Raw genomic sequence first — 26,950 nt, 5'->3', positions numbered from 1 at the left:
GAACGGGAGGGACCGGCTCAGCCCCGGCTCAGCCCTCCCCCACGGCCCGACGGCACGGCTCAGCCCCTGGCCCGGCTCAGCCCGTCTCGACGCGGTGGAGGCGGAAGAGGCGGATCTCGCGGTCCACCCGGGACTGGTAGGTCGCGTAGGGCGGCCAGAAGGCGAGGACCGCGGCCCAGGCGGCCTCGCGCTCGGCACCCTCCAGGAGGCGTGCCCGGACGGCGATGTCCCGGCCCCGCCAGCTGATCTCCGCTTCCGGGTGGATCAGGAGGTTCGCCGTCCAGGCCGGATGACCCGGACGGCCGAAGTTGCTGCCGATCAGGATCCAGGTGCCGCCGTCCTCCGGCATACAGGCCAGCGGCGTACGGCGGGGAAGCCCCGACCTCGCCCCGCGCGCCGTAAGAATCACGCCCGGCAGCATCCGCGCGCTCGGCAGCACCTTGCCGCGGGTCAGCCGGTGGACCGTGCGGTCGAACGCGGGGATGACATGGGGCGCGACCTTGGCGAAGGCGCGGGTCGAGGACACCTTACGGATCAGCTTCACACCGTAACCGGCCATCAAGCCGTCACCGCCTTACGCAGGCCGTCTCGCCCGTCCGGCCCCTCCGGCTCGTCCGGCCCCTCCGGCCCATCGCGTCCGTCCAGCCCGTCCCGCCCATCGCGTCCGTCCGGCCCACCGTGCGTGCCGTCCCCGTTCTGGCCGCCGCTCCCGCCGCGCCCTTCATGGCCACCGTAAGGAGCGAGATCGGCCGCGCCGAAGAGTCCTTCCCGTTCCGCGGCCCGCGCCCGCAGCCGGTGGACGGGGCCGAAGAGCAGCTCGTCAGAGGCGGCCCGCTTGAAGTAGAGATGCGCGTCATGCTCCCAGGTGAAGCCGATACCGCCGTGCAGCTGCACCGCTTCCGCCGCCGCCGTGCGCTGCGCCTCCAGCGCCTGCGCGAGCGCCAGCCCGCCCGCGACCGCGGCTTCCGTACCGCCCGCACCGCCCTCGGCCGCGGCCCAGGCCGCGTAGTACGCCGCCGAACGGGCCGCCTGCACCGCGACGTACACATCCGCCAGCCGGTGCTTGACCGCCTGGAAGGAGCCGATGGGACGGCCGAACTGCTCACGCGCCCGCACATACTCGACCGTCCGCATGAGGGCCGCGTCCGCCGCCCCCACGGCCTCGGCGGCGAGCACGGCCGCGGCCGCCGTACCCACGGCCGCCAGCGCCTCGGCCACCGCCTCCCCGCTCCCGCTCCCGCCGTCGTCCGCCCCCAGCAGCTCGGCCGAGACGTTCCGCAGCTCGATCCGGGCCTGCGGCCGGGTCGCGTCGAGCGCGGTCAGCCGGGTGCGGACCAGCCCGTCCACCCCCGCCCGGGCCCCGTCCGCCCCCGCCCGGACGAGGAACAGCAGCGTCCGCCCGCGCGTATAGCCCCCGGCACGGGCGGCGACCAGCAGCAGTTCGGCGCTGTGCCCGCCCGGCACCTGCTCCACCTGCCCGTACAGCCGCCACCCCGCGCCGCCGTCCCGGTCCGGGCGCGCCTGGACACCCCCCGCGCGCCCCCCACCGGCCCACGCGCCGTCCCGCGCTCCTACGAGCCCGAGCGCTTCGGGCAGCGCGCGCCCCGGCACCGCGAGTGCCGCCGTAAGGGCGCCCTCCGCGATGCGCGGCAGCAGCTCGGCGCGCTGCGCCTCCGTCCCGAGCGCGGCGACCAGGGGCGCGGCGAACACGGCGGTGGCCAGGAGCGGCGAGGGGAGCAGCACCCGCCCGGTCTCCTCACAGGCCAGCGCCAGCTCGGTGACGCCGCAGCCGACGCCCCCGTACGCCGCCGAAAGGGCGAGGCCCGGCAGCCCGAGCGTCCGGGCGAGCCGCCGCCACAGGGCCTCGTCATAGCCGGGCGCGGTCTGGACCGCCGTCTTGATCTCGTCCGGCCCGCACCGCTCCCGCAGCAGAGTGCGCAGCGTACGGCGGATCTCGTCCTGTTCCTCGGTGAACGCGGCGTCCATCGGCGAGCACCTCCGTTTTCTGACGGACCGTCATACTAGGGACGGCCTCCGGACTTTCCCACCCCTCCCGCCCCATCCACGGCTAAGCTGCTGCCGCCCCATCACGTTCCTCCCCGCATCCTCCGCCGGAGCGCGACCGGACCGGCGGTGGCCCTGTCCTCCGGGGCCTGTCGGAGGAGCGAGGAGGGGTAATGGACGATCGGAGCACGCAGGAGACGAGCGACGCCCGGTGGACCGGCCCGGACAAGTGGCAGGTCGTGATCGGAGTGCTGAGCCTTCTGGTGGCGATCGCCGCTTGCGTGGGGCAGTTCTTTCAGTAACCGGACGCCTCACGCGTGGTCCGGACGGGGCTTGTGTTCGAGGCGCGGGCACGGCCATACGGGAGATCGTCCGGACCACCCCCTTCCCCAGGGCTTCGGCGAGCTCGCGCAGGCGCCCTCCCCCCGGGGCCTCGATGCGCTCGCGCAGGCGCCCCCGGACCTCGATGTGCCGGCGCAGGCGCCCCCTTCCACTCCACCGAATCTGATGTACCGTCAGATTCATGTCGCCCGCAGCCCAGCGCAACCGTAAGGTCGCCATCGTCGGCGTCTCCCTCTCCGACTGCGGCCGCGTCGACACGGCCACCCCCTACGCCCTCCACGCCCAGGCCGCCCGCCGGGCCCTCGCCGACTCCGGTCTCGACCGGTCGGTCGTCGACGGCTTCGCCTCGGCGGGGCTCGGCACCCTCGCACCGGTCGAGGTGGCCGAGTATCTGGGGCTGCGGCCGACCTGGACCGACTCGACGGCCGTCGGCGGCGCCACCTGGGAGGTCATGGCGGCGCACGCGGCGGACGCGATCGCCGCCGGGCACGCCCGCGCCGTTCTGCTCGTCTACGGCTCCACCGCCCGCGCCGACATCCGCGCGGGCCGCCGCACCGCGAACCTCTCCTTCGGGGCGCGCGGACCGCTCCAGTTCGAGGTCCCGTACGGGCATACGCTGGTCGCCAAGTACGCGATGGCCGCGCGCCGCCATATGCATGAGTACGGCACCACCCTCGAACAGCTGGCGGACATCGCCGTTCAGGCGCGTATCAATGCCGGGCACAATCCGGACGCGATGATTCGCGAACCGATCACCGTCGATGACGTCCTGAGCGGTCCGATGATCGCCGACCCCTTCACCAAGCTGCACTGCTGCATCCGCTCGGACGGCGGCTGCGCGGTGCTGCTCGCGGCCGAGGAGTACGTACCGGGCACGGCGAAACCCCCGGTATGGGTACTGGGTTCGGGCACGGCCGTCTCGCACACCACCATGTCCGAATGGGAGGACTTCACGGTCTCCCCGGCCGCGACCTCGGGGCGGGCGGCGTTCGCACGGGCGGGCATCCGGCCGTCGGACATCGATGTGGCCGAGCTCTATGACGCCTTCACCTATATGACCCTGGTGACGCTGGAGGACCTCGGCTTCTGCGCCAAGGGCGAGGGCGGGGCGTTCGCGGCGAAGGGGCGGCTGACCCGGGACGGCGAGCTGCCGACCAACACCGACGGCGGCGGCCTCTCCGCCTGCCACCCGGGGATGCGCGGGCTGTTCCTGCTGGTCGAGGCCGTACGGCAGCTACGCGGCGAGGCCGGGGAGCGCCAGGTGCGCAAGGCGGGCGGACGGCTGCCGGAGCTGGCCGTGGCATCGGGCACGGGGGGCTGGTTCTGCTCGGCGGGCACGGTGGTCCTGGGCCGCGGCTGACGGGCCCCGCCTCCGGCCATACGTACGCCCGCCCCGCCCCTGCCATACGCACGCCCGCCCCGCCCCTGCCATACGCACTCCCCTCCCCCGCTTGCCCCGGCCCCTCACGGGTGATCGGATGGGGAGCCGATGAGCGACGACCAAGACGACCAAGATGAGGCCGAGGCATTCCTCGCACTGCTGCGCGGCCTGCGCGTACCCCATGCGGGCGAACTGCCCGTCTTCGACCCGGCCACGGCCCCGGACGCACCGCTTTCGCTCTTCCGGCGGTGGCTGCGGGAGGCCGCCAAGGCGGGCGAACCCGGCCCGCACACCATGTCGCTGGCCACCGTGAGCGCCGACTGCCGTCCGTCCCAACGCACGGTGATGCTGCATGACGCCGATGAGCGCGGCTGGCACTTCGGCACCCATCGCACCAGCCGTAAGGGCCGCGAGTTGGCGGAGCGGCCCTATGCCTCGCTCGCGTTCCACTGGATGCGCTCGGGCCGTCAGGTGCGCGTCAGCGGGCGGGTCGGCGAGGCCGGGCGGGAGGAGAGCGCGGCCGATCTGCGCGGCCGGTCCCCCGCGGCACTCGCGGCGGCGCTGGCCGGGAGCGGACGGCAGAGCGAGGTGCTCGGCTCGTACGAGGAGCTGCTACGGGCCTTCGAGACGGCGTACGAACGGGCCGAACGCGAACCGGACGCGACCGCCCCCACCTGGACCCTGTACATCCTGGAAGCCGACGAGGTCGAGTTCTACCAGGAGGAGGCCCGGCGGCGGCACGTACGGGTCCGCTACCGCCGCGACCCCGGGGCCCCCGGCGGCTGGCGGCGAGAGCTGCTGTGGCCATAACGGCGGCACGGCCGTAAGGCGGCGACGCGGGTAAGGCCGGGCGGGCAGCGGCAGGCCAAGCAGGTCGGAGGTAGTCCGCTACGGCTCGGGCAGCGCCCCGAAGGGGCGCGGGGCTGTGTCGATATGCGGCTCCGCCGCGCGGGCGCGACCAGCCACGACGGCGCCGCAGTCGGCCGACGACGCATCGCCACACTTCCAGCGAAGCGCTTAGGCAGGCACCGGCCGGAAGACAGGAACGACCGGCACGCCCCCCTCGGCCCCTTTGACCGCCTCGGCGGCCTCGGCGGCCCCCGGCGCCCGGAACGCCACCCGGAGCCGCATCCCCACCCTCGGCCCGCTCTCCGGGACCTCGATGAGTTCGGTCATCATCCGTGGCCCCTCGGCGAGATCGACGACGGCGGCGGTGTACGGGACGCGGGCACCGAACGGCGGCAGGTCATTGCGGTGCACCACGGACCACGTATAGAGCGACGCGGCGCCGCTCGCCGCCTCCCAGACGACGTTCTCGCTCCAGCAGAACGGGCAGAACTCGCGCGGGTAGTGATGGGCCCGGCCGCACCCGCCGCAGCGCCGGATCAGCAGCCGGCCCTCGGCGGCAGCGTCCCAGTAGGGGCGGGTGAAGGCGTCGATCTCGGGCAGATCGAAGCGCGGGCCGCCCGCGGACGGCGTCGGGCTCACAGGAACAGCCCCCATGCCTCGTCGAGCGACCAGGTCTGCCAGCTCATGCCGAAGATCCCGACCACGGAGATCAGCACCATCATCGAGTTCTGCCCCTGCTCCGCCCAGTCGTGGATCATGAGCAGGAAATAGAGCAGATTGAGCACGATCGCGCCGATCAGGGCGATGGGGGTCAGAAAACCGAGCGTCAGCCCGAGGCCGAGGGCGAGTTCGGCGTAGACGACGACGTATGCCATGGCCTTGGGACGTGGTGTGACCACCGCGTCGAAGCCGCCGCGGACGAAGGCCCAGCGGTGCTTGGCGGCCACGCCCACCGCCCAGCCGATACCGGTGCCGCGCTCGAACCAGTCCTTCTTGTTCTTGTGCCGCCAGCTCTCGAGCCACCACAGGCCGAGTCCGATACGCAGTACGGCGAGCCATTCGGCCCCGTCGAGCCCGATCGTCCGCATCGTTCCCCACCCTCCCACGCCACCGAATCTGACGGTACGTCAGTTTCATGGGCCGGGTGCGACCCGCGCAAGGGGTCGCACCGGCGGAGCGGAATCCGACGGGACACCGCGGCGACGTTCCGGCGCCGACCGACCGTGACCTCTCCGCAACCCATCCGGAATCACTTTGACCGACTGTTTGACCGAAACCCGTCAAATACCCGACTACGCTCACCGGCATGGCCGACCGCTTCCCCGAGAAGTCCTCACCCGTCTATGTGATCGGCGGTGGACCGGGCGGACTCGCCGCCGCCGCCGCGCTCAGCCACCGCGGGATCCACGCCGTCGTCCTGGAGAAGTCCGACGCGGTCGCCGCGTCCTGGCGGAACCACTACGACCGGCTGCATCTGCACACCACGCGCAGACTCTCCGCGCTCCCCGGGCTGCCGATCCCCCGGTCCTACGGACGGTGGGTCGGGCGCGACGACGTGGTGCGCTATCTGGAGCGCTACGCCGAGCACCACCGGCTGGACATCGTCACGGGCGTCGAGGTCTCCCGTATCGACCGGTCGGCCGACGACTCGGAGTGGGTGCTGCGCGCCACGGGCGGCCGCGCGCTGTCCTCGCCCGTGGCCGTCGTCGCGACGGGCTTCAACCACACCCCGCGGCTGCCGGACTGGCCGGGCCGCGCCGGCTACACCGGTGAGCTGCTGCACGCCGCCCACTACCGCAACCCCCGCCCCTTCGAGGGCCGCGACGTCCTGGTGGTCGGCGTCGGCAACACCGGCGCCGAGATCGCGGTCGATCTGGTCGAGGGCGGCGCGGCCCGGGTGCGACTGGCGATCCGCACCGTGCCGCACATCCTGCGCCGCTCGACGGCCGGGTGGCCCGCGCAGGCCACCGGCATCCTGGTGCGCAGGCTGCCGCGGCGCGCGGTGGACCGGGCGGCGCGGGTGATGTGCCGGGTGAGCATGCCGGACCTGACCGAGCACGGTCTGCCCTGGCCCGACACCGGGCTCTACACCCGCGTACGCGAGGGCGCGATCCCGGTCCAGGACGTGGGGCTGGTCGACGCGGTACGGACGGGACGGGTGGAGGTGGTCTCGGCGGTGGACTCCTTCGATCTGGACAAGGTGGTCCTGGCCGACGGCTCACGGATCGGCCCCGAGGTGGTGATCGCCGCCACCGGCTACCGGCGCGGCCTGGAGGAACTGGTCGGCCATCTGGGCGTGCTCGACGACCGCGGCCGCCCCCTCCCGCACGGCCGGCGGACCCTGAAGGGCGCGCCGGGTCTGCACTTCACGGGCTATACCAACCCGATCAGCGGAATGCTGCGCGAGCTGGCCATCGACGCCCGGAAGATCGCCAGGACGGTCGCCCGCACGACGGCATGACGGCGAGGCGGAGCGGGCCGCGATTCCGCCGGCCCCTCCGTCACCCTGCGTGTTCCCCGCGCCCCGAGCATTCCTGACAGGCCGTCAGTTCAGTAACCTGACTACTGGGTAATGTGACTTGGCGTCAGTTTTGCTACGGCGGCCGACGCCGAATCCCCTGGTCACCTACCCGGTTATTGGCCAACGAGCAGGAGTGGCGGATACCGATGCTTGGATCGACCTACGGCACCCTGACCACCAACTCCCGTCATGCCCGCGCTGTCGCGTGCGGTCAGGCCCCCGGCCCCGCCGTGCATGTCCACAGCAGGACCGCGGCGGGCGGGACCGCCGAAGGCGTGGACGACGTGGACGTCAGCGGGCGCCCGCTGACGTCCGTCGTCCCCGATCTGGACCACTTCTTCCATCCCGAGTCGGTGGCCCTCATCGGCGCCTCCGACGCGGACGGCCGCCCCAACACCGGTATCACCCGCCAGCTCCTGGCCTGGGCCGAACGCGTCGGCGCCCGGTTGCACCCCGTGCATCCCTCCCGTCCCGCCGTCTTCGGCATTCCGTGCGTACCGTCCGTGGCCGCGCTGCCCGAACCCGTCGACCTCGCCGTCCTCCTCGTCCGCGACCCGCTCCCGGTGATCGAGGAACTCGACGGGAGCAAGGTGAGGTTCGCCGTCGTCTTCGCCTCCGGCTTCGCCGAGACCGGCCCCGAGGGCGCCGCCGCGCAGGCCCGGCTGGCCGACGCGGCCCGCGGCGCCGGGCTGCGGCTGCTCGGCCCCAACACCAACCTCAACGCCTTCGAGAAGTTCCGCGACGACCTCGACGGACCCGCCATCGCCCTCATCACCCAGTCAGGCCACCAGGGCCGCCCGGTCTTCACCCTCCAGGAACTCGGCATCCGGCTCAGCCACTGGGCCCCGACCGGCAACGAAGCCGATCTGGAGACCTCCGACTTCATCTCCTACTTCGCCACCCGGCCCGAGGTCGGCGCCATCGCCCTGTACGCGGAGGGGCTGAAGGACGGCCGCGGCTTCCTCCTCGCCGCCGACCGGGCCGCCCGCGCCAAGGTGCCCGTCGTCGCCGTGAAGGTCGGCCGCACCGAGACCGGCGCCCGCACCGCCGCCTCCCACACCGGCAAGCTGACCGGCTCGGACGCGGTGGTGGACGCGGCCATGCGGCAGTTCGGCGTGATCCGCGTGGACGGCCTGGACGAGCTTCAGGACACGGCGGCGCTGCTCGCCCGCGCCCGCCCGCCACTCGCCGACGGCGTCGTGGTGTATTCGATCTCCGGGGGCACCGGGGCCCACTTCGCCGACCTCGCCACCGCGGCGGGCCTCACCCTGCCCACCCTCTCCCCCGAGAAGCAGACCGAGCTCCACCAGTGGATACCCGGCGATCTCAGCGTCGCCAACCCGGTGGACAACGGCGGACACCCGGTCGGTGACTGGCGCGGCCGCAAGATCATCGACGCGATCCTCGCCGACCCCGCCGTGGGCGTGCTGATCTGCCCGATCACCGGCCCCTTCCCGCCCATGAGCGACAAGCTGGCGCAGGACCTGGTGGACGCGGCGGAACAGACGGACAAGCTGGTGTGCGTGGTGTGGGGCTCGCCGGTCGGCACCGAGGACGCCTACCGCACCACCCTGCTGGGCTCCTCCCGCGTGGCCACCTTCCGTACGTTCGCCAACTGCATCACCGCCGTGCGCGCCTATCTGGGGCACCACCGCTTCACCGCCTCCTACCGCTCCCCCTTCGAGGACGCCCCGCGCACGCCGTCCCCCTCCCTTCGCAAGGTGCGCGATCTGCTGCGCCCAGGAGACCGCCTGAGCGAGCACGCGGCGAAACAGCTGCTGCGGGCGTACGGCATCCGGGTGCCGCGCGAGCAGCTGGTGACCAGCGCGGCCGCGGCCGTCCGCGCCGCGGGTCTGGTGGGCTACCCCGTGGTCATGAAGGCGTCCGCGCCGCAGCTCGCCCACAAGACCGAGCTGGGGCTGGTCCGGCTGGGGCTGACCTCGGCCAGTCAGGTCCGCGACACCTATCGGGAGCTCACCGACATCGCCCGCTACGAGGGCGTCGAGCTGGACGGGGTGCTGGTCTGCCAGATGGTCGAGCGCGGGGTGGAGATGGTGGTCGGCATGAGCCAGGACCCCCTCTTCGGGCCGACCGTGACCGTCGGTATCGGGGGCGTGCTCGTCGAGGTCCTCCGTGACGCTGCCGTACGCGTCCCCCCGTTCGGCGAGGACCAGGCGCGCGCGATGCTCGCCGAACTGCGCGGCCGCGCCCTCCTCGACGGTGTGCGCGGCGCTCCCCCCGCCGACGTGGACGCTCTCGTCGAGGTCGTGCTGCGGGTCCAGCGCATGGCCCTGGAGCTCGGGGACCACCTCGCCGAACTGGACGTCAACCCGCTGATGGTGCTGGAACGTGGCCAAGGTGCCGTGGCACTGGACGCCCTGGCGATCTGCCGCTGACGCATGGAGCGTTGCCATGACCTCTGCCCCCCTTGAAGACTCCCGTGACTCAGTTCTACGGCACACCACTGACAACGGCGTCTCGTGGATCACGCTCAACCGCCCCGAGGCGATGAACGCCATCACCCCCGACCAGCGAGAACACCTGATTTCGCTGCTGGACCACGCCTCCGCCGACCCGTCCGTCCGGGCCGTCGTGCTGACCGCCACCGGCAAGGGCTTCTGCGCGGGTGCGGATCTGCGCGGCGCGCCGACCGGGGCGGAACGCGTCGCGGGCGATGTCGCCCGGCTGATCCGCGGCGGAGCTCAGCGGCTCATCGCCGCCGTCCTCGACTGCGAGAAGCCGGTGATCGCCGCCGTCAACGGCACCGCGGCCGGGCTCGGCGCCCATCTCGCCCTCGCCTGCGATCTGGTGCTGGCCGCCGAATCGGCCGTGTTCATCGAGGTGTTCATCCGCCGCGGTCTGGTCCCCGACGGGGGCGGTGCGTATCTCCTCGCCCGGCTGATCGGCCCACAGCGCGCGAAGGAGCTGATGTTCTTCGGCGACGCGCTGCCCGCCGCCGAGGCCGAGCGGCTGGGGCTGGTCAACCGGGTCGTCCCGGACGACGATCTGGCCAAGACCGCCCGCGCCTGGGCGGAGCGCCTCGCCGCGGGGCCCACCCGCGCCCTGGCCCTCACCAAGGCGCTGGTGAACGCCTCCCTGGAGGCCGGCCGCCCGGCCGCGTTCGCCGCCGAGGCGGCGGCGCAGGAGATCAACATGACCACGGCCGACGCGCAGGAGGGCGTCCGCGCGTTCATCGAGCGCCGGCCGCCCGGGTACCAGGGCCGCTGAGGCCCTGGGGCCGATGGGGCCCTGGGGCCGATGGGGCCCTGGGGCCGATGGGGCCCTGGGGCCGATGGGGCCGATGGGGCCGATGGGGCCGATGGGGCCATTGACGCTGAAGAACCACGCCGTCAGGGAACCCGGGACAGCAAGGCAGAACCCGAGTAAGCCGAGCAAAGCCGGGCAAGCCGAGAAATCCGAGCAAGCGAGAAAGGGGGACGGGGCCATGATGGGACACGCCGGTATGGCCGCCACCGCCGTCCGCTACCTCCGGGCGGTCGGCTCGCCGACCGCCTCCGTACGACCGGTCGACCCGCTGCCCCCGCCGGAGCTGCGCTGTGTGCGCGACGATGACCGGCCCCTGGTCGACCCGGCCGAATTCCGCCGGGTGCTGGGCCACTTCGCCAGCGGGGTCACCGTGATCGCCACCGTCGACGAGACGGGACCGGCCGGTTTCGCCTGCCAGTCCTTCGCCTCGCTGTCGCTGGATCCGCCGCTGGTCGCCTTCATGGTGGCCCGCACCTCCACCACCTGGCCGCGCATCGCCCGCGCGAGCGTCTTCTGCGTCAATGTCCTGGGCGCGCACCAGGGCGAGCTCTGCCGCTCCTTCGCGGTCAGCGGCTCCCGGCGCCCCGACAAGTTCGCGGGCGTCCGCTACGAGCCGTCCCCGGTCACCGGCTCACCGCGGCTCGCGGACGTCCCGGCGTGGATCGACTGCGTGATCCACGCCGTGCACACGGGCGGCGACCATCTGGTCGTGGTCGGCCGCGTCCGGGCCCTGGGCACGGACGAGCCCGCGGCACGATCCGGGCCGCTGCTCTTCCACCGCGGCTCGTTCGGAGAGTTCACGGCGCTCCCCTGAGGCCGCCCGTTTGCGCAAGCCTTCGCGGCCCGCATCCGCATGCCCGCGCGGCCCGCATCCGTACGCCCTCACGGCCACTCTCCGCGACCGCGCGCGATCTCACGGAGCGTCCGGCGGCCCACGCGGCGGAGCCGCATATCATGCTTTCCCCGCCCCGCCCCGCAGCACCAATATGCGGCTCCGCCGCGTGGCAGGGCTTCGGCCCCCGGAGCCCGGGGCGGAGCCCCAGTTTCGGGAAGGGCCGGGGAGGGGAACAACCCGCCGCAGGCGGCACGCCCCGCCGCCCCCGCTAGACCGTCGCCGACGCGGCCTTCGCGCCCGGCACGCGCTGGATGACCAGCGACATCAGCGCGGCGATCGCGCACAGCGCCCCCGCGCCGTACCAAACCAGGTCGTACGAGCCGAAGGCGTCCCGCGCCGCGCCGCCCACGAAGGCCACGACCCCGGCCCCCACCTGGTGGGAGGCGAGCACCCAGCCGAAGACGATCGCGCTGTCCTCCCCGTACTGCTCCCGGCACAGCGCCATCGTCGGCGGCACGGTGGCAACCCAGTCGAGACCGTAGAAGACGATGAAGAAGAGCATCGGCGGATGGACCGCGTCGTCGAGCAGGATCGGCAGGAACATCAGGGAGAGCCCGCGCAGCGCGTAGTACACGGCCAGCAGCCGTCGCGCGTCGAAGCGGTCGGTGAACCAGCCGGAGGCCACCGTCCCCACGATGTCGAAGACGCCGATGACGGCGAGCAGGCTCGCGGCGGCCGTCACCGGCATGCCGTGGTCATGCGCGGCGGGCACGAAGTGGGTCTTGACGAGGCCGTTCGTGGAGGCGCCGCAGATCGCGAAGGCACCCGCGAGCAGCCAGAAGGAGCCGGTGCGCGAGGCCGAGGCGAGGGCCTTGACGGCCCGCCGGGCCGCGCCGCGCCGGGGCGCGGGCCGCGGGGCGGGCGGCCCGTCGGCGCCGTACGCGGCGAGGCCCACGTCCGAGGGGTAGTCGCGCAGCAGCAGCCAGACGAGGGGGACGATCGCCAGCGCGGCGACCGAGACGGTGATCGCGGCGGGCCGCCATGTGTGCCATTCGACGATCCAGGAGAGCAGCGGGAGAAAGATCAGCTGCCCGGAGGCCCCGCCCGCCGTAAGGATGCCGGTGACCAGCCCGCGCCGGGCCACGAACCACCGGTTGGTCACGGTCGCGGCGAAGGCCAGCGCCATGGAGCCGCTGCCGAGGCCGACCAGCACACCCCAGCACAGGATGAGCTGCCAGGGCTCGCTCATGAAGACCGTAAGGCCGCCACCGGCCGCGATGACGACGAGCGCGGCCGCGACGACCTTACGGATGCCGAAGCGGTCCATCAGGGCGGCGGCGAAGGGCGCGGTGAGCCCATAGAGGGCGAGGTTGACGGAGACCGCGAACCCGATCGTGCCGCGCGACCAGCCGAACTCCTCATGGAGCGGATCGATGAGCAGACCGGGCAGGGAGGCGAATCCGGCCGCGCCGATGATCGTCACAAAGGCGATGGCGGCGACCGTCCAGGCGCGGTGCGGCAGGCGTAGGAGGGCCCGCCGCGCGGGCCGGGCGGGCTGTTCCGGCTGTTCGTCCTGTTCGGGGGGTTCGGAGAGCTCGGTCGTCTGCGTCACCGGACCAGCATCGGGCAGCGGGTCGGTACGGACGAGTGGCTCGAGGGACAGCATTCGCTAGGATCGGGCCACGCCCTTTTTGGGGCCGTGTCCGACTCAGGGCCGTATCCGCCTCGGGGCCGTATCCGAACGACGGGAGGCCGGAAGTGTCCCCACCCCAGCCCCAACCCCTGCCCCCTTCCCCACCCGAGGCCGCTGACGCGCGCCATCGTGTCGTCGTCCTCGCCCTCCCTGGCGTGATCCCCTTCGAACTCGGCATTCCGTACCGGATCTTCGGCAAGGCCCGCTCCGCCGACCGCCGGCGGCTGTACGAGGTGGTCACCTGCACACCCGAGCCCGGTCTGGTGCCCACGGACGCCGACTTCCCGATCGCCGTGGAGCTCGGCCCGGAGGCCCTCGCCGGGGCCGACACCATCGTGGTGCCCGCCTCGTACGAACTCGGCCCGGTCCACGAGGAGGGCCGGATGACCGAGCCGCTCGGCACCGCGCTGGCCCATGCCCGGCCGGGCGTGCGCTGGGTGTCCATCTGCACCGGTTCGTTCGTGCTGGCTGCCGCCGGGCTTCTCGACGGCCGCCCGGCCACCACCCATTGGTCCAGCGTCGACCACTTCCAGCGCCTCTTCCCGACCGTCAAGGTCGATCCGAATGTGCTGTTCGTGGACGACGGCGATGTGCTCACCTCGGCCGGTGTCGCCTCGGGGATCGACCTGTGTCTCCATCTGGTGCGGCGTGATCACGGCACGGCCGTGGCCAACGACGTGGCCCGGCGCAGCCTGGTGCCGCCCCACCGCGACGGCGGCCAGGCCCAGTACATCCCGCGTCCGCTGCCCGAGCCCCAGCAGGCCACCACGACGGCGGCCCGGGCCTGGGCGCTCGGCCGGCTGGACCGGCCCATCTCGCTGCGGGAACTGGCCGCCCAGGAGTCGATGAGCGTACGGACGTTCACCCGCCGCTTCCGCGAGGAGGTCGGCGTCAGCCCGGGCCAGTGGCTGACCCAGCAGCGGGTGGAGCGGGCCCGTCACCTCCTGGAGGGCACCGATCTGTCGGTGGACCAGGTGACGCACGAGGCCGGTTTCGGCTCCCCCGCGTCCCTGCGCCAGCACTTTCAGACGGCCGTGGGTGTCTCCCCCACCGCCTACCGCCGCACCTTCCGCGCGGGCGCCGAGGCCGGTACGGCTCCCGGCGCCGACGCCCGCGCGTAAGGCTCAGCGGGTCATGGCCGCGTAAGGCCGCTCAGCCCGTCATGGCAGCCTCTCGCCATCACCGGGCCGCTCCCGCGGCCCTCACACGGTCGCCCCGGCGCCCTGGAGCCGCCAGCTGCGGACGTGCACCCAGGTCATGTCCCGCCACCACCGCGCGTTCCAGTCGCCGCTGTGGAAGCGGAACAGCGAGATGGTCTCGGCGGTGAACCGCTTGGGCGGGTCGGCGGCCAGGGTGTCCAGGAACTCCCCGATCTCCTCGTAGAGGTCGGGCCGCAGGGTCAGCTCATGGGAGGCCACGGACAGATGCGCCCGGAATTCCGCCGGGTCGAAGGGTTTGAAGAGAAAGTCCGGCTGGATGGACGACACCGGCACCAGCGCGGCGTTCACCGAGACCGCCAGGTCGACCATCTCGGGGTTGGGCGTCCCGTCCGGCAGATGGTGCACGTTGTACGCGAACCCCTTGCCGTGCCGGTCGATCCCGGAGTTGTACGTGGTGAACGACGTGGCCTCGGAGAGCAGCGGGTCCAGCACCGCGATCAGCTCCTCCTCGGCGACCGTGGCGTGCACATTGCCCGCGAGGGTCGCGTGGGGCGGGAACGCCGCGCACGAGACCAGGCCGTACTGCTGCTTCATGAGCAGGTGCAGCCGGGCGAGCACCGCGCAGGTGTGCGGGTCGGGGCGGAGGAAGACTCCGTAGCGATGGGGGTTGTCTCGCATCACTGACCTGCCTGTTCCCGGTAGCGATCGATGTCGCGGTTGGCGGCGGATTCGGCGTTCCTCAGCGCGGTGTCCAGCGGCGTCTTGCCCGCGAAGGCGGACTGGATCGGACCGAGCACATCGGCGCGCACGGCGGGCATCGCGCCGGTGAGGCATCCCGCCGCGGCCGTGGTGGCAGGCGTCTTGTTGAACTGGTCGATCACGGCCTTGAGATCGGGCCGGGCGGCGAGGGTCTTCCGCTGCCCGGGCAGCGCGTCCACCTTCTTGTTGATGGGCGCGTAGCCGGTCGCGCGGCTGAACTCCTCCTGGGACGCGGGCGAGGCCAGGAAGGCGGCCACCTGCCAGGAGGCGGCCTGCTCGGCGGCGCTGTGGCCGGGGCCGTTGACCCACAGGGCCGCGCCGCCGACGACGGGCCCGGAGGTCGCGGCCGGACCGGACAGCGGATAGGGCAGGGCCCGGTAGGGGAAGTCGGCGCCCTCCTTGACCTTCCCGGCGGCTCCGCTGCTGTTGAACATCATCGCGACCTTGCCCTGCTGAAAGGCGGTCACGGCGTTGGAGCCGTCCTCGCCCGTGTCCAGTCCCGCGCCGCTGGTGTAGAGATCGCTCACGGCGCCGATGGCCTTGCGCTGCTGCGGGCTGGTGAGCTTCACGCTGGACGCGGCGCCGCCCTTACGGCCGTTGTCGGGAGCGCAGTAGGGCACTCCGGCGGCGGCGGTCAGCTGCTCGATCCACCAGGTGTCGAAGGGCTGGACCAGGCCCCCGGCCTTCGGCACCTTACGGTGGACGGTCTTCGCGGCGGCGACCACCTGGTCCAGGGTGTTCAGGGGCGTGTTCGCGGGCAGCCCGGCCTTCTTCAGCAGGTCGTCGTTGACGTAGAGCATCGGCATCGACGTGTTGAAGGGGACGGCCATCAGCTTGCCCTGGGCGCTGTAGTAGTTGCGCGCGGCGGGCCGGATGTCGTCCAGGGACAGCGTGCCGGGGTTGGCCTCGGCCAGGTCCTGGGCGGGCACGGTCTGGCCCGCGTCGTGCAGGAAGCCGGTACTGATGTCGTAGGAGAGCAGCAGGCTCGGGGTGCTCTTGTCGCGGATGGCGGCGGTGTACTTGGCGAGCACGTCGGGGTACTGGCCCTGGTAGACGGCCTTGACCTCGATCTTGCCGCGGTGCTGGGCGTTGAACCGGCCGACGAGCTTCTGGAGCGCCACGGCGTTGGTGTCGCCGAGGCCGTGCCACAGGGTGACGGTGACGGGCCCCTTGGCGGCTTTGAGGGCTTCGGGGCCGGGGGCCTGGCCGGAATCGCCGGTGTCGTTCTTACCGTTGCCGCCGCAGCCGCTGAGGGCGGCCAGCGCCACGAGGGCGGCGAGGGCGGACGCGCTTCTGCGCATGGTGATGTTCCTCCGGGACGGGAGCTTGGGAAGGGGTGCGGGAAGGCGGGGAGAGCGGTGTCAGCGCGGGGAGGTGCGGGCGAGGCCGCGGAGCAGAAAGCGCTGGCCCACGATGACGAGCAGGAGGGTGGGAAGCAGGACGAGGGTGGTACCGGCGTAGATCACGCCGGGGCTGGTCGACTCGGCGTTGACCAGCTGGGAGATGCCCACCTGGACGGTGCGCCGGTCCGGGGAGTCGGTGATGAGCAGCGGCCAGAAGTAGCCGTTCCAGGCGGCCAGCGCGCTCCACAGGGTGGCCGCGGTCACCTGCGGCCTGGCCATCGGGAGCACGACGAGGAAGAGGCAGCGCAGATCGCCGCAGCCGTCCAGCCGCGCCGCCTCCCACACCTCCCGGGGGAGGGTGAGGAACGCCTGCCGCAGCAGGAAGACCGGGTAGCCGGCGGCGAGGAACGGCAAGGTGATCCCGAGGAGGGAGTCGCGCAGCCCGAGGCCGGTGACGAGCTCGTAGTTCGGGATGACCAGGCTTTCACCGGGGATCGCCAGGGTGGCGACGATCACGGCGAACGCCACCGCGCGCCCCCTCCAGCGCGGGAACACCAGGGCGTACGCGGCCAGTGAGGACGTCAGCAGCTGGCCGCCCGTCTGCAGGGCGGTGACGAGCACGCTGACGACGTACTGCTGCCCGAAGGGCACATTGCGCAGCGCCTCACGGAAGTTGTCCAGGGTCAGCCGAGTGGGCAGCAGCGTTCCGTGCGCCACGTCCTGTGGCGGCAGCAGCCCGGTCAGCAGCGTGACGTAGACCGGGAAGCCGATGACGACCGTAAGGGCGACGAGCCACAGCCAGCGCACCGTGTCGCGTGCGCGCAGCGGAGGTCGTGACCTGCGCGGCCTCCGCGCCGCCGCGGTGGCCTCAGTGACTGTGGGGCGCGTGGGCGTCGTGGTGACGGTCATGAGGTGGTCACCCGGCGGTTGAGGACGAGGAACTGCACGGCGGTGACGAGCAGGACGAGCGCCAGCAGTACGACCGCGATGGCCGAGGCCCGGCCGTAGTCGGGCACCCCGCCACCGAAGGCTCGCTGATACAACTCCACCACCAGGGTGGTCGTCGCGTCGGAGGGGCCGCCCCGGGTGAGCACCTGGACCTGCGTGAAGATCTGGAGTCCGCTGATCGTCTGGGTGACGGCGAGGAAGAACAGACTGGGCGAGATCAACGGCACGATCACGCCGCGCACCAGACGCAGACCGCTCGCCCCGTCCAGTTCCGCGGCCTCCAGCACCTCCGAGGGCAGATTCCGGACAGCGGCGGTCAGTACGAGGACGGCGAACCCGAACTCGTACCAGGCGGTCGCCAGGGCCACGCACAGCATCGCCCACCCCGGGGACTGCAACCACGGCGGACCCTCGTACCCCAGCTTCGCCAGCACGTGGTTGAGCGTGCCGACCGACGGGGCGAACAACCCGGCGAAGCAGGCCGAGGCCGAGGCGGCGGAGTAGGCGAAGGGGAGGGAGAAGACGAGCTGGAAGAGGCGGCGTCCGACGAGGCGGCGGCGCAACGGCAGCACTGCCGCCAGCGCCCCCGCCGTGGCCATGGCCACGCTGGCGACCGTAAGGATGAGCGTCGTGAGCAGCACGCGGCGGCTCGACGGATCGGTCAGCAGCTGGGTGTAGTTGTCGAACCCGACCGAACGGGTCGGATTACCGAGCAGATCCGTCCCCCGGGTGCTCAGCCAAATGCCGCGCCCCAGGGGCCAGTAGAGGAAGACAGCGATCAACAGCAGGGTCGGCACGGTCAGCCAGGGGCCGAGCCGGGGGCGCCGAGGGCCCGCGCGCTTCAGTGGTGGAACGTTCCCGCACATGGCTGAAAAGCTATGCGGCACCAACGTCTTGGGGGCGGCCGAAAGGTTACGGCCCGACGAACGTCCTCAGCGACGACCAGCGCCCTCGGGCGCGGTCCTGCCGCCTCCGGAGCGACTCCTCAGGGACACAACACCCCCGGCGTGGGGACGTCACGCGGCATCGAGGGCCGCCGCCACGGCCGGCTCCAGGCGCCAGCTGCGGACGTGGTCCCAGGTCATACTCCGCCACCACTGCGCATGCCAGTCCGGGCTCCGGAAGCGGTACAGCGAGACCGTGTCGGCCGTGAAGCTCCGCGGCGGCTCCCATCCCAGGCCCTCGACGAAATCGGCGATTTCCGGCCGGAGTTCGGGGCGCAGCAGCAGCTCATGGGAGGCGATCGACAGATGCGCGCGGAAGCGGCCGGGGTCCAGCGGGTTGGCGCGGTAGTGGTCCATTGGCTCGGCCACGGGCGCCATCGCCCGGCGCACCGTGTCGAGCAGGTTGGTGATCCCGGGGTTCGGGGAGCCATCGGGCAGGTCGTGGAGATTGAACCCGATGCCCCCTCCGCCCTTCTCGATGCCCAAGTTGTACGCGGTGAAGGCGGCGGTTCCCGCCAGTGCCGTACCGATCCGGCCGGTCAGCTCGTCCTCGGGCGCGTCGGTGGGCACATTGCCCGCGAGGGTGGCATGGGGCGGGTAGGCGGCGCAGGAGACCAGCCCGTACTGCTGCCTGAGCAGCAGATGGAGATCGGTCAGCAGGGCACAGGTGCCGGGGTCGGGGCGGAGGAAGACGCCGTAGCGGAAGGACGAGGCGGCCGAGGGCGCGGACATGGTTTCTCCGGTACGTCAGCGGCGCGACTCCGGGCTCCGGCGGGCGGACCCCCGGATTCAGCGCCGCGCGGGGTGGGGCGGGGGTGGGGGTGGGGCGGTGGTGGTCCCGGCCACCAGCGCCCCGCGCAGGGCGATGTGGCGGGTGGGCATGGAGCGGTCCTCACGGAGCTCCAGCAGCAGGTCGATGGCGCGTCGGCCGACCTCGTCCAACGGCTGGCGCAGCGTGGTCAGTCCGAGGAGCGGGGTGGTGAGCGGCCCGATGCCGTCAAAGCCGGTGACCGACATGTCGTCGGGCACCCGTACTCCGGCTCGACGGAGTCGTTCCAGGACACTGACCATGACGTCGTCCTGGGGGCACATGATCGCTGTGATCTCGCGGTCCTCGAGCAGTGCGGGCACCGCCTCGACGGGGGCTTCCGGGCCGTCGGTCAGTTCGGTGACGACGGTATCCACGCCGCGTTCCCGCAGGCCGCTCACCATCGCGGCGGTACGGGCGTACTGCGTGATCGACAGCGCCTCCGGCACCAGCAGCACGGCCACCCGGCGGTGCCCGAGGGACACCAGGTGGTCCACGAGCTGCTGCGCGCCGTCCTCCTCGTCGCAGTAGACGCTGTTGATCGCCGGATGCGGCTCCGGCCGTCCGGCGACGACCGTCGGCACCCGTTCGACGAAGGGGGCGATATCCCGGGCCGGAAGCAGACCGCTGCACACCACCAGCCCCTCGACCCTGAGGGAGAGGAGCGTCTGGAGGGCACGGCGCTCCTCGGCGAGGGCGAAGTCCCGTACACCGGTCGCGGTGACGACCCGGTAGCCGCCTTCGATGGCGCGCCCCTGGAGCGCCGCGTGGAGATGCCCGTAGAAGGGGCGGACGGCGTCACGGACGAGCACCCCCAGGGTGTGCGTCCGCTGGGCGACCAGCCCCTGCGCCATGGCGTTCTTGACATAGCCGAGCCGCTGAGCGACGTCGAGGATGCGCGAGCGGGCCTCCTCGCTGATGCGTCCCTGCCCCAGCAGGGCCCGGGAGACCGCGGACTTCGAAACCCCCGCTTCCCGCGCGATGTCGATGATCGTGGGCGCCTTATTGGCCTTGTCCTCCGTCACCGGCTACCAGTACCACAGCTCATGGAGCCGTCCCGGGTCGGCCCGTGGGGCAGCAGGCCGCGGTCGGCGAGGACGGCGCGGGCGGCCGCGGCCCCGGTCCACAGCTGGGCGTCCCAGCCGTGCTCCCTGGCCGCGTCGATGTTCTTACGGCGGTCATCGAAGAAGAGGACGCGCTCCGGAGATGTGCCGAGGAGCTCGGTCATCCGCCGGTAGACGGCGGGATCGGGCTTGGCGATGCCGTGGTCCGCCGAGAACATCAGCCGGTCGAAGTGCGCGGACCAGTCGCTGCGTTCGGCGGTCCTGGCCAGCACATGGGGGGCGTTCGACAGCAGCGCGAGCCGGGCGCCATGCCGCCGCAGATCCTCCACCAGGGCGTGGGAGGGCCCGTCGAGCCGTGTCCAGATGTCGACTTCGGCGCTCACCAGCGCGTCGACCGTGCCGGGGCGCAGCGGGGCGCCGAGCGCGCCGGCCACGGCCGACCAGTAGGCGATGTCGGAGCTGCCGAGGTCGTAGGCGTCGCGATGTGCCCAGTACGCCTCGGCGAACGCCGCTTCCTCGACGCCGAGCAGCCCGGCCAGCCGTTCCTCCAGACCGGACAGCCCGCGCGGCCGTGTCAGCACCTCGCCGAGGTCGAAGACCACGGTGAGAGGGGTGTCCATCTCGGCTGCCGTCTCGGCTGTCACGTCAACTGCCGTCTCGGCTGTCACATCGACTGCCGTCTCGGCTGCCTTACCGGCTGCGCCATCCAGGCGGGAACGTTCCACCAGAGCAACGTAACCGGCGGAGCCCACAAGCTGGGCAACGGCGACGGGAAGGCCGGGTGAACAGCCCTCGTCGTCAGACGCACCGGACGCTACCCGTTCAGGATCGGACGCTACCCGTTCAGAACCGGACGCCGCCCGTTCAGAAGGTGAGCACGGCACGCGCCACCCGGCCGTGGTGGGCGTCGTCGGCGGCCTTGGCGAAGTCCTCCAAGGGGTAGGTCCGGCTCACGAGTTCGTCCAGCAGCAGCCGCCCCTGCCGGTAGAGGTCGGCGTACAGCGCGATGTCGGCCTGCGGCCGTGAGGAGCCGTAGCGGCAGCCCAGGATGGACTTGTCCAGATACATGGAGGAGACGCGGAAGGCCGCCTCGGCGTCGGCGGGCGGCACCCCGAGCAGCACCGCCTGGCCGTGCCGGTCGAGCAGATCGACGGCCTGGCGGATGAGCCCGGTGGAGCCGACGCATTCGAAGGCGTGGTCCGCGCCGGTCGGCAGGATCTCCCGTACGGCGTCGGCGGAGGGGACGAAGTGGGTCGCGCCGAACCGCCGGGCCATCGGCTCCTTTGCGGGGTTGGAGTCCACGGCGACGATGGGCGACGCCCCGGCGATCCGGGCCCCTTGCAGCACATTGAGCCCGATGCCGCCGCTGCCGATGACGACGACCGACTCACCGCGGTCCACCTTGGCGCGGTTGAGCACGGCGCCGACGCCGGTGAGGACGGCACAGCCGATGAGGGCGGCGGGGACGAGCGGGATGTCCTCGGGGATCGGCACCGCCTGGACGGCGGTGACGAGGGTGCGCTCGGCGAAGGCGGAGTTCGAGGCGAAGTTGTACAGCCGCTCGTCGCCGCGGCGGAACGGCCGGGTCGGACGGCCGATCGCCGCACGGCACATGGTGGGGCGGCCCCGGGCACAGTCGGCGCAGGTCCCGCAGTTGGCGAGGGTGGAGAGGGCCACATGGTCGCCGGCTGCGACATGGGTGACACCCGGCCCGACTTCCTCGACCACGCCCGCGCCCTCGTGGCCGAGGACCACGGGGAGGGGGAAGGGGATCGTGCCGTCGACGACCGACAGATCGCTGTGGCACAGCCCGGCGGCGGCGATGCGCACCAGCACCTCGCCGGGGCCGGGGCCGCGCACCTCCAAGTCCTCGACCACGCGCGGCGCGGTGCCGTCGAAGATGACGCCTCTCATCCTCATCACCCTTCCGGTGCCTCAGGCGACCCAGACCAGCGACTGGAGTTCGCTGTACGCGTGCAGCCCGAACGAGCCGCCGTCGCGGCCGACTCCGCTTTCCTTGAAGCCGCCGAACGGTGTCTCGGGGTGGCGCTGGGCGGTGTTGATGCCGACGTTTCCGCTGCGCAGGCGGGCGGCGAGGGCCCAGGCACGGCCCGCGTCGGCGCTGAAGACGTAGTCGTAGAGGCCGTAGGGGGTGGCGTCGGCGATCCGCACCGCCTCGTCCTCGTCGTCGAAGGGCAGGGCCACGACGACCGGGCCGAACAACTCCTCGCGCGCGACGGTCATCGCGGGGTCGGCGTCGGCGATCAGCGTGGGGGCGACGTAGAAGCCGGGCTTGAGCGCGGGGCGTTCGCCGCCCACGACGATCCGGGCGCCCTGCTCACGGGCGCCGGAGACATACGCCTCGACGCGATCGCGCTGCGCGGCGGAGATCAACGGACCGACGACCGTGGAGTTATCCACAGGGTCCCCGATCTTCAGTGACTCTGCGTAGTGTGTGAGTGCGGCGATGACCTTCTCGTACAGCGATCGATGTACGAGCACACGGGTCGGCGCCGTGCAGATCTGCCCGCTGTGAAAGGAGAAGGTCGAACCGACCGCCCCGACCGCCGACGCGATCACTCGCTCGTCGGCGTCCCCCAGGACGATGGCCGCGCCCTTGCCCCCGAGTTCCATCAGGGTGCGCTTCATCGACCGCCCCGCGGATTCGGCGATCTTCTTCCCCACGGCGGTGGATCCGGTGAAGCTGACCATGTCGACACCGGGGTGCGCGACCAGCGCCTCGCCGGCGGCCGCGCGCGAGCCGGTGACGACATTGAAGGCACCGTCCGGGAGCCCGGCCTCCTTCAGCAGCGGGCCGAGTTCGAGACAGCACAGCGGATCTTGCGGCGCGGGTTTGGCCACGACCGTATTGCCCATGGCCAGGGCCGGGGCCACCTTGCCCGCGAGATTCGTGAGAGGGAAGTTGTAGGAGGTGATGCAGCAGACGACACCCAGGGGACGGCGGACCGCTGCCGCTCCGATCAGCCCGCCGGGCGCCAGCGGGGTGGCGGCCAGGGGCAGCGGGGCCAGCGGCACGGTGTCCGGTTCGAGGGCGCCGCGCGCATAGCGGCGGAAGCGGTCGATCGCCGGGGGCACCTGGAGGGACGAGGTGACGCGCAGCGTCGCCCCGGTCTCCGCCTGGACGAGGGGCACCAGGTCCGGGGCGTGCTCGGCGAGCAGATCGGCGGCCCGGTCGAGTACGGCGGCGCGCTCCTTTGGGGCGGTGCGCGACCATCCGTCGTACGCGGCCCGGGCGGCTCGGACCGCGGCGTCCACATCGGCCGGGTCGGCCTCGGGGGCATGGCCGACGGTTTCCTCGGTGGCGGGGTTGATGACGGGGTAGTGCCCGTTCCCGGGAGCCCGCCACGAGCCGTCGATCCAGTGCGCGTAGGTCTTCGTCATCGGCGTGATTCCTTGGGGAGGTGAAGTACGCGCTCGGCGATGATGGTGCGCTGGATCTCGTCGGAGCCGCCGTAGATGGTGTCGGCGCGGGAGAAGAGGAAGAGACGCTGGAAGGCGTCGAGTTCGTACGGCCGGCCGGCGGTCCAGCGCGCCGGGCCGAGTGCGGCCGCGGCGCCTCTCACCTGCACGGCCAGCTCGCCGAGCCGCTGATGCCAGCCGCCCCACAGCAGCTTGGCGACGCTGGGCGCGCCGGGGTCCTGCGGTCCGGAGTACTGGGGGCCGGAGTGCCGCGGGCCGGGATCGGGTGAGCCGGGATCGGGTGAGCCGGTGGCCTGGGGGTCCGCGCTCCTCGGGGGGAGGTCATGGGGGGCGGCCTTCCGCGGGGCGGGGTCCCCGGCCGGCGGGGCGGAGTTCGGGCCGGGGCGCTGTGCGCTGCCCAGGGTGCGCAGGGCGTTCCAGCGCATGGCCTTGAGCTCGGCCCACTGCCGTATGAGCCGGTCACGCAGGACGGGCTCCTCCGCGGCGCCGGTCTCCAGCGCCAGCCGCACCACCCGGCTCAGCTCCCGGGCGAAGCCGATCTGCTGGACCAGGGTGGAGACCCCGCGCTCCACCGCCAGCAGGCTCATGGCCACGCGCCAGCCGTGGCCCGCGCCGCCGACGAGGTGTTCGGCGCGGGCCACGGCCCCGTCGAAGAACACCTCGTTGAACTCCGCGGTCCCGGTCAGCTGCCGGATCGGCCGCACCTCGATCCGTCCCGGCTGGTCCATCGGCACCAGCAGAAAGGAGAGTCCATGATGGCGCTGTGAGCCCTCCTCGGTGCGCGCCAGCACAAAGCACCAGTCGGCCTCATGGGCGAGGGAGGTCCAGATCTTCTGCCCGGTGATGCGATAGGTGCCCTCGCCCGGGTCGCGGACGGCGCGGGTCCGCAGCCCGGCGAGGTCCGAACCGGCGTCGGGTTCGCTGTAGCCCTGGCACCACACCTCCTCGCCACGGGCGATGGGCGGCAGGAAGCGGGTGCGCTGGGCGGAGTCGCCATGGGCGAGCAGAGTGGGCCCGAGGAGGTTCTCGCCGATATGGCCCAGCCGGCCGGGCGCCCCGGCGCGGGCGTACTCCTCGGCCCAGACGACCTGTTGGGTCAGCGTCGCGGCGCGGTTGCCGTACGCCCCGTCCGTACGGTCCCAGCCCAGGCCGATCCAGCCGCCCGTGCCGAGCTCTCGCTCCCAGGCGCGGCGTACGGCCATGTCGCCGTGCGCCTCGCCGGGGTGGCCGCCGGTCTGCTGCTTGAGGGCGGCGAACGGTCCGGTGAAGTGCTCGGCCAGCCAGTCGCGCGCCTCGGCGCGGAACCGCTCGTCCTCCGGCCCGAAAGCGAAGTCCACAGCCTCTCCCCTCGTCGGCCCTGGTGGGTGTTTCCGTACGCCCGCCGCTGCCGGGGTCAGGCGTTGGGGCGTTGGCCGTCGGCGGCGGCCTGGGCCATGGCCTCCAGCTGGGCCAGCATCGGCATGGGGTCGGTGCCGACCGTGCCCGGGAGGAAGTCGGCGATCTTCTCCGGGGTCCAGCCGCCCTCGGCGTATCCGGCGCGCACTTCACGGGGCTGGGCCCAGACCGCGATCTTGGGGCCCGCGATCGTATAGACCTGCCCGGTGATCCGCTCCGCGCGGGCGCGCTCGCTCAGCAGATAGACGACCAGGGCCGCCACGTCCTCCGGCTCGCCGATCTCCTTGAGCTCCATCGGTACGTTGGCGGACATCCGGGTACGGGCGACCGGGGCGACACAGTTCGCCGTGACGCCGTACTTGTGGAGCCCCAGCGCGGCGCTGCGCATCAGGGAGATGATCCCGCCCTTGGCGGAGGCGTAGTTGGCCTGGGCGACGCTGCCCTGGTGGTTGCCGCTGGTGAAGCCGATCAGGGTGCCGGAGCGCTGGCGGCGCATCACCGCCGACGCCGCCCGGAAGACCGTGAAGGTGCCCTTGAGATGGGTGGCGACGACCGGGTCCCACTCCTCCTCGGACATGTTGAACAGCATCCGCTCGCGCAGAATCCCGGCGACGCAGACGACGCCGTCCAGCCGTCCGTACCGCTCCAGCGCGGTGTCCACGATCCGCTGGCCACCGGCCATGGTCGAGATGTCGTCGGCGACCGCGACCGCCTCGCCGCCCGCTGCCGCGATCTCCTTGACCACGGCCTCGGCGACCTCACTGCTCGGTTCGCCGCCCTCGATCGAGACCCCGTAGTCGTTGACGACGACCTGGGCCCCCTCGGCCGCGCAGGCGAGGGCCACCGCTCGTCCGATACCGCGTCCGGCCCCGGTGACGGCGACCACCTTGCCGTCCAAGAAGTTGCCCACGTCGCATCCCCTCCCGGAGTTTCTGACGGTCCGTTAGATTTTTGAGCAGACGCGGCCCGAGTACAAGCCCCCGCACACAAACGTCGACCGGGAACGCCGAAGGAGACGCCATGACGCTGCCAGCCGAGTTCCGCGAGATCGCCAAGCGCGTCAACAACTGGGGCCGCTGGGGGACGGCGGACGAGATCGGCACGCTCAACCTGATCACCGACGCCGTGGTCCGGGAGGCCGCCGCGACGATACGGACCGGCCGTCGCGTGCCGCTCGCGGTACCGCTCCGGCAGGACGGCATCCAGACCGGAATGATCCCCGGGCGGGTCAACCCGCTGCATACGATGATCGCGGTCAACTTCGAGATGTTCGGCCCGGGCACGGTGGCGACCAGCGACGACGCCGTGACGATGGGGCTCCAGGCCGGTACCCACTGGGACGGGCTGACTCATGTCTCGCACTCCGGCAAGATCTACAACGGCCGCCCCGCAGACTCCATCACCCCCCATGACCGCGCCGCCTTCAGCGGTATCGACAGGGCGGGACCCCTCGTCTCGCGCGGGGTGCTGCTCGATGTGGCCCGGGCCCGGGGCGCCGAGCGGCTGCCCGAGGGGCATGTGGTCACCCCCGAAGACCTCGACGCCGCCGAGGAGCTGGCCGGGGCAAGGGTGCGTTCCGGCGATATCGCGCTCGTCCGCACCGGGCAGATCCAGCGGTACCTGGCGGGCGAGAAGGAGGCGTACGCGTTCCCCTCGCCGGGGCTGTCCCTGCGCACGCCCGAGTGGTTCCACGCCCGCGATGTGGCGGCGGTCGCCAATGACACCCTGACCTTCGAGGCCTTCCCACCGGAAATCGAGGACCTCTGGATGCCGGTCCACGCCCTCGACCTGGTCGAGATGGGCATGCTCCAGGGCCAGAACTGGAATCTGGAGGAACTCTCCGAAGCCTGCGCCGAAGAGCGGCGCTACGTCTTTCTGCTGTCGGCCCCGCCGGAGCCGTTCGTCGGCGGCACAGGCGCGCCCGTCGCACCCGTCGCGATCCTCTGACGGCTTACCGCCGCCCATGCCCTGATGTCTCCGATGCCCATGGAGGGGACGGCGGGCCGGTCTCTTTCGGGTGGCGGTGCGCTCATGCGCGCCCCGAGCACGGCACCGCGCACCGCCACCCGGCTCCCGACGCTGAGCCCTGTTTCAGCAGCGGGGGCGCGACCCGCACTCGCCAAGGAACGTCCCTGTGAACACACCGACCACAGAGACACCACAGCCCTCGGCGTCCCCTCGCGACGAATCGCTGAT

Annotated in this window: 25 protein-coding genes; 9 read left to right on the top strand and 16 right to left on the bottom strand. The window is 72.3% G+C overall.

Annotated elements, in window-relative coordinates:
* Nucleotides 1-76: 76 nt before the first annotated feature.
* Together KHP12_RS30395 and KHP12_RS30390 are read right to left on the bottom strand one after the other, a co-directional pair.
* Nucleotides 77-559: a nitroreductase family deazaflavin-dependent oxidoreductase gene (locus tag KHP12_RS30395; protein ID WP_086886555.1), complete on the bottom strand. Its 483-nt coding sequence runs from the start codon at nt 557-559 to the stop codon at nt 77-79.
* On the bottom strand, nt 559-1,986 hold the full coding sequence (locus KHP12_RS30390) for an acyl-CoA dehydrogenase family protein (RefSeq protein WP_211833936.1): 1,428 nt from the start codon (nt 1,984-1,986) through the stop codon (nt 559-561). The genes KHP12_RS30395 and KHP12_RS30390 overlap by 1 nt, the downstream gene beginning before the upstream one ends.
* Nucleotides 1,987-2,177: 191 nt before the next feature.
* Between KHP12_RS30390 and KHP12_RS52500 the strand changes: the two genes are divergently transcribed.
* The 3 genes from KHP12_RS52500 to KHP12_RS30380 all read left to right on the top strand — a co-directional run bounded on the left by KHP12_RS52500 (nt 2,178) and on the right by KHP12_RS30380 (nt 4,537).
* The gene (locus tag KHP12_RS52500) at nt 2,178-2,306 is read left to right on the top strand and encodes a hypothetical protein (protein WP_281429693.1); all 129 of its coding nucleotides are present in this window, start codon (nt 2,178-2,180) and stop codon (nt 2,304-2,306) included.
* Between the two features lie 221 nt (nt 2,307-2,527).
* The gene (locus KHP12_RS30385) at nt 2,528-3,706 is read left to right on the top strand and encodes a thiolase C-terminal domain-containing protein (protein WP_210609698.1); all 1,179 of its coding nucleotides are present in this window, start codon (nt 2,528-2,530) and stop codon (nt 3,704-3,706) included.
* Between the two features lie 129 nt (nt 3,707-3,835).
* Nucleotides 3,836-4,537, top strand: coding sequence for a pyridoxine/pyridoxamine 5'-phosphate oxidase (locus KHP12_RS30380; RefSeq protein ID WP_211833935.1), 702 nt, complete (start codon nt 3,836-3,838; stop codon nt 4,535-4,537).
* Nucleotides 4,538-4,744: 207 nt separating this feature from the next.
* On the opposite strand, the gene KHP12_RS30375 is transcribed toward KHP12_RS30380, so the two are convergent.
* Nucleotides 4,745-5,230 (bottom strand): Zn-ribbon domain-containing OB-fold protein, encoded by a 486-nt coding sequence (locus KHP12_RS30375; protein ID WP_086884081.1) that lies wholly within the window; start codon nt 5,228-5,230, stop codon nt 4,745-4,747.
* The gene (locus tag KHP12_RS30370) at nt 5,212-5,664 is read right to left on the bottom strand and encodes a DoxX family protein (protein WP_086884080.1); all 453 of its coding nucleotides are present in this window, start codon (nt 5,662-5,664) and stop codon (nt 5,212-5,214) included. The genes KHP12_RS30375 and KHP12_RS30370 overlap by 19 nt, the downstream gene beginning before the upstream one ends.
* A 218-nt stretch (nt 5,665-5,882) precedes the next feature.
* Between KHP12_RS30370 and KHP12_RS30365 the strand changes: the two genes are divergently transcribed.
* From KHP12_RS30365 to KHP12_RS30350, 4 genes are all read left to right on the top strand, one after another.
* Nucleotides 5,883-7,037: a flavin-containing monooxygenase gene (locus KHP12_RS30365; RefSeq protein WP_086884079.1), complete on the top strand. Its 1,155-nt coding sequence runs from the start codon at nt 5,883-5,885 to the stop codon at nt 7,035-7,037.
* A 206-nt stretch (nt 7,038-7,243) separates the two neighbouring features.
* Entirely contained in the window at nt 7,244-9,493 is a 2,250-nt protein-coding gene (locus tag KHP12_RS30360; protein ID WP_086884078.1) for an acetate--CoA ligase family protein, read from the top strand.
* A 16-nt stretch (nt 9,494-9,509) separates the two neighbouring features.
* Nucleotides 9,510-10,325 (top strand): enoyl-CoA hydratase/isomerase family protein, encoded by an 816-nt coding sequence (locus KHP12_RS30355; protein ID WP_211833934.1) that lies wholly within the window; start codon nt 9,510-9,512, stop codon nt 10,323-10,325.
* A 235-nt stretch (nt 10,326-10,560) separates the two neighbouring features.
* Nucleotides 10,561-11,178, top strand: a complete 618-nt coding sequence (locus KHP12_RS30350) for a flavin reductase family protein (protein WP_086885021.1) — start codon at nt 10,561-10,563, stop codon at nt 11,176-11,178.
* Between the two features lie 289 nt (nt 11,179-11,467).
* On the opposite strand, the gene KHP12_RS30345 is transcribed toward KHP12_RS30350, so the two are convergent.
* Nucleotides 11,468-12,811 carry an MFS transporter gene (locus tag KHP12_RS30345; protein WP_211833933.1) on the bottom strand — a complete coding sequence of 448 codons (1,344 nt, stop codon included), beginning with the start codon at nt 12,809-12,811 and terminating at the stop codon, nt 11,468-11,470.
* Between the two features lie 170 nt (nt 12,812-12,981).
* Between KHP12_RS30345 and KHP12_RS30340 the strand changes: the two genes are divergently transcribed.
* Nucleotides 12,982-14,013 carry a GlxA family transcriptional regulator gene (locus KHP12_RS30340; protein WP_210610458.1) on the top strand — a complete coding sequence of 344 codons (1,032 nt, stop codon included), beginning with the start codon at nt 12,982-12,984 and terminating at the stop codon, nt 14,011-14,013.
* 81 nt (nt 14,014-14,094) lie between these two features.
* Here the strand turns inward: KHP12_RS30340 and KHP12_RS30335 are convergent, their stop codons facing one another.
* The 11 genes from KHP12_RS30335 to KHP12_RS30285 form a co-directional block, all read right to left on the bottom strand.
* Nucleotides 14,095-14,730, bottom strand: a complete 636-nt coding sequence (locus KHP12_RS30335) for a 2'-5' RNA ligase family protein (RefSeq protein WP_211833932.1) — start codon at nt 14,728-14,730, stop codon at nt 14,095-14,097.
* Complete coding sequence (locus KHP12_RS30330) at nt 14,730-16,112, bottom strand: ABC transporter substrate-binding protein (protein ID WP_086884795.1); 1,383 nt, start codon at nt 16,110-16,112, stop codon at nt 14,730-14,732. Before KHP12_RS30330 ends, KHP12_RS30335 begins: the two co-directional genes overlap by 1 nt.
* A gap of 60 nt (nt 16,113-16,172) precedes the next feature.
* Complete coding sequence (locus KHP12_RS30325; protein WP_086884794.1) at nt 16,173-17,063, bottom strand: carbohydrate ABC transporter permease; 891 nt, start codon at nt 17,061-17,063, stop codon at nt 16,173-16,175.
* Nucleotides 17,060-17,968 carry a carbohydrate ABC transporter permease gene (locus KHP12_RS30320; RefSeq protein ID WP_086884793.1) on the bottom strand — a complete coding sequence of 303 codons (909 nt, stop codon included), beginning with the start codon at nt 17,966-17,968 and terminating at the stop codon, nt 17,060-17,062. Before KHP12_RS30320 ends, KHP12_RS30325 begins: the two co-directional genes overlap by 4 nt.
* A 150-nt stretch (nt 17,969-18,118) precedes the next feature.
* Nucleotides 18,119-18,778 carry a 2'-5' RNA ligase family protein gene (locus KHP12_RS30315; RefSeq protein ID WP_210609693.1) on the bottom strand — a complete coding sequence of 220 codons (660 nt, stop codon included), beginning with the start codon at nt 18,776-18,778 and terminating at the stop codon, nt 18,119-18,121.
* Nucleotides 18,779-18,835: 57 nt separating this feature from the next.
* The gene (locus KHP12_RS30310; RefSeq protein ID WP_210609691.1) at nt 18,836-19,879 is read right to left on the bottom strand and encodes a LacI family DNA-binding transcriptional regulator; all 1,044 of its coding nucleotides are present in this window, start codon (nt 19,877-19,879) and stop codon (nt 18,836-18,838) included.
* Nucleotides 19,876-20,562 carry an HAD family hydrolase gene (locus tag KHP12_RS30305; RefSeq protein ID WP_208653239.1) on the bottom strand — a complete coding sequence of 229 codons (687 nt, stop codon included), beginning with the start codon at nt 20,560-20,562 and terminating at the stop codon, nt 19,876-19,878. Before KHP12_RS30305 ends, KHP12_RS30310 begins: the two co-directional genes overlap by 4 nt.
* 220 nt (nt 20,563-20,782) lie before the next feature.
* The gene (locus KHP12_RS30300) at nt 20,783-21,832 is read right to left on the bottom strand and encodes a Zn-dependent alcohol dehydrogenase (RefSeq protein ID WP_086885543.1); all 1,050 of its coding nucleotides are present in this window, start codon (nt 21,830-21,832) and stop codon (nt 20,783-20,785) included.
* A 21-nt stretch (nt 21,833-21,853) separates the two neighbouring features.
* On the bottom strand, nt 21,854-23,320 hold the full coding sequence (locus tag KHP12_RS30295) for an aldehyde dehydrogenase family protein (protein WP_037953016.1): 1,467 nt from the start codon (nt 23,318-23,320) through the stop codon (nt 21,854-21,856).
* Entirely contained in the window at nt 23,317-24,696 is a 1,380-nt protein-coding gene (locus KHP12_RS30290) for an acyl-CoA dehydrogenase family protein (protein ID WP_210609689.1), read from the bottom strand. Before KHP12_RS30290 ends, KHP12_RS30295 begins: the two co-directional genes overlap by 4 nt.
* 56 nt (nt 24,697-24,752) lie before the next feature.
* A complete protein-coding gene (locus tag KHP12_RS30285; RefSeq protein WP_086884830.1) occupies nt 24,753-25,664 on the bottom strand; it encodes an SDR family NAD(P)-dependent oxidoreductase in 912 nt (303 codons plus the stop codon).
* Between the two features lie 110 nt (nt 25,665-25,774).
* Between KHP12_RS30285 and KHP12_RS30280 the strand changes: the two genes are divergently transcribed.
* Complete coding sequence (locus KHP12_RS30280) at nt 25,775-26,701, top strand: cyclase family protein (protein ID WP_086884829.1); 927 nt, start codon at nt 25,775-25,777, stop codon at nt 26,699-26,701.
* The last annotated feature ends 249 nt before the right edge of the window (nt 26,702-26,950 follow it).

The organism is Streptomyces asiaticus (genome assembly GCF_018138715.1).
GTDB classification, from domain to species: Bacteria; Actinomycetota; Actinomycetes; order Streptomycetales; family Streptomycetaceae; genus Streptomyces; species Streptomyces asiaticus.
The sequence above is the reverse complement of the archived record's forward strand: the minus strand, read 5'-3'. Positions and strand labels throughout refer to the sequence as shown.